The organism is Embleya sp. NPDC005575, from assembly GCF_040605455.1.
Classification (GTDB): Bacteria; Actinomycetota; Actinomycetes; order Streptomycetales; family Streptomycetaceae; genus Embleya.
The window spans coordinates 1-1716 of the sequence record NZ_JBEXCV010000338.1 but is presented as its reverse complement, the minus strand read 5'-3'; the positions used below and the strand labels follow the sequence as shown (position 1 = coordinate 1716).

Genomic DNA, 1716 nt, shown 5'->3' with positions numbered 1-1716 from the left:
GGCGCGGGCGCCGCGTCCCGCTGCGCCTGGCGATGCCGGTCGCGGCGTTGGCCGTGGTCGCGGCGGGCTGGGCGGTGCTCGACTGGACCACCGGCTCGGACGCTCCGCGCCCGGTGCGCGTGCCGCCGGCCGTGCCCGTTCCGCAGACCGGAGCGCCGACGCCGAGCGCGTCCGCGTCCGCGCCCGTCGCCACGGCGTCGTCGGAGGGGAGCGTGACACCGGCGAACCCGCGGGCCGCCTCGACCTCTCCGACGCCCTCCTCGAACTACGTCCCACTTCCCGGGCGCCGGACCCCGGACCCGGCCGACGTGCCGCCGCGCACACCTCCGCCCGCAGCCGGTGAGGGTCGGCGCGTCGGCTGAGCGATCGACGTGCTGCACCGGATCGCCGACCGGCTGGCGGCGGCCTGGGCGGAGACCGGGTCGTGAGCGCGCGGCGTCGAGGCAATGGACCGTCGTACGGCACCTGTTCGACGACTTCCCGGGCACCCTGCCCGAACTTCCGGCGGTGGCCCGCGCCTGTGCCCACCGCGACCCGATACCCCGACGAACCGCGCACACCCGTCCGAAGTCCCGCTCCGGAGCAGTGGTCACGGCGGTGTCGCGTGTTCGTGTGAAGCGGCAACTTTCCCGCAGAGAGGGATGATTGTCCTTCTCCCGGTCTACCGCTCCCGCAACCGGCGATCTACTCTGCGGAGATGAGAGATGTTGCGCCTGGGGTGCGTGGGACCAGAATGGCGGAGCCGATACCCAATCCGGACTCGGATTCGGACACGGACACGGACGAGCCGATCCGGATGATCGTGGTGCGCAACGTGCGGATGCTCGCCCGGCGTGACGGTTACACGGACGGCGCCATCGGCGAGGCATTGGGCCACGGCCGGTCCTGGGCGTGGCGTCGATTCACCGGCGAACTCCCCTTCGACCTCAACGATGTGGAGCGCCTGGCCCAACTGTTCCAGGTGGAACCGGCGCACCTGCTCGCCCCCGCCCACACGTGGGCTCCGGACCCGGCCCGAAGGGTTGTCTCATGAGTACCGACCGTCGCCCGAGCAGCCGGCGCAACCGAACCGACGCCAAGCACCGCGTGGAACGCGTCGCGGCGCGCCCCGCCCGACCCAACGACGGGGCCTCCGTACCGGCCATGTCCTCGGAGGTGGTCGAGGCCGCGCTCTACCGCGCGGCCGAGGGCAGCCACTCGACGCAGGCGACCACGTACATCCTCACCGAGGAAGGCTCGTTCGTGCGCCGCCCCGAGTTGTACGCGGTGTGCCTGGACTGGTCCGACGACGGCCGCTACGCGGCGGTGCGCTGGCGGACGTTGCGCGAGGTGGTCACCGCCGCCGACGCGCCGTTCCCGCCGGGGGCGTTGCGCACGATGCTGCTGCTGTGCTGTTCGCTGCACGACGACGGCCCGGCGCCGCTGTCCCAACTGTCCCTGCTCGACTCGACCAACGCCCGGATCGTGTCCCGCGGAATCCACATCGCCACCGGCGCTCTGCCCCTGCGTCAGGCCTTGGGCAACGCACCCTGACTCGGTGCGTCGCCCGGGCCCGGGCGGCGAGGCGGTGTCACTTCGCTGCGGGTGCGGGGGAGGCCTCCCGCTCGGGCGCGGGGCGGGTCGGTGCGCCGGCACGGGATGCGGGCGCGGGCCGGAGGGCATGTTCTCGGCCAGCGCGAGCCAGCCCGTCACGTTGACCTCCAGGCCCAGCCGGGC

General features: G+C 73.5%; 2 protein-coding genes and 2 pseudogenes. 3 read left to right on the top strand and 1 reads right to left on the bottom strand.

All coding sequences use genetic code 11. The features are described 5' to 3' along the window. From ABZS54_RS42870 to ABZS54_RS42860, 3 genes and pseudogenes are all read left to right on the top strand, one after another. A pseudogene (locus ABZS54_RS42870) lies at positions 1-362 on the top strand (hypothetical protein); the annotation flags it as partial. 371 nt (positions 363-733) lie between these two features. Further along, positions 734-1033 (top strand): helix-turn-helix domain-containing protein, encoded by a 300-nt coding sequence (locus ABZS54_RS42865; RefSeq protein WP_355548866.1) that lies wholly within the window; start codon positions 734-736, stop codon positions 1031-1033. After that, positions 1030-1533 carry a hypothetical protein gene (locus ABZS54_RS42860; protein WP_355548863.1) on the top strand — a complete coding sequence of 168 codons (504 nt, stop codon included), beginning with the start codon at positions 1030-1032 and terminating at the stop codon, positions 1531-1533. Before ABZS54_RS42865 ends, ABZS54_RS42860 begins: the two co-directional genes overlap by 4 nt. Before the next feature lie 117 nt (positions 1534-1650). Here the strand turns inward: ABZS54_RS42860 and ABZS54_RS42855 are convergent. After that, positions 1651-1716 (bottom strand): annotated as a pseudogene (locus ABZS54_RS42855) (aminopeptidase); the annotation flags it as partial.

What these genes read in the sequence shown, in the direction of transcription:
- ABZS54_RS42865 (WP_355548866.1), top strand. Translation starts at nt 734, where the DNA reads ATGGCGGAGCCGATACCCAATCCGGACTCGGATTCGGACACGGACACG.
- ABZS54_RS42860 (WP_355548863.1), top strand. Translation starts at nt 1,030, where the DNA reads ATGAGTACCGACCGTCGCCCGAGCAGCCGGCGCAACCGAACCGACGCC.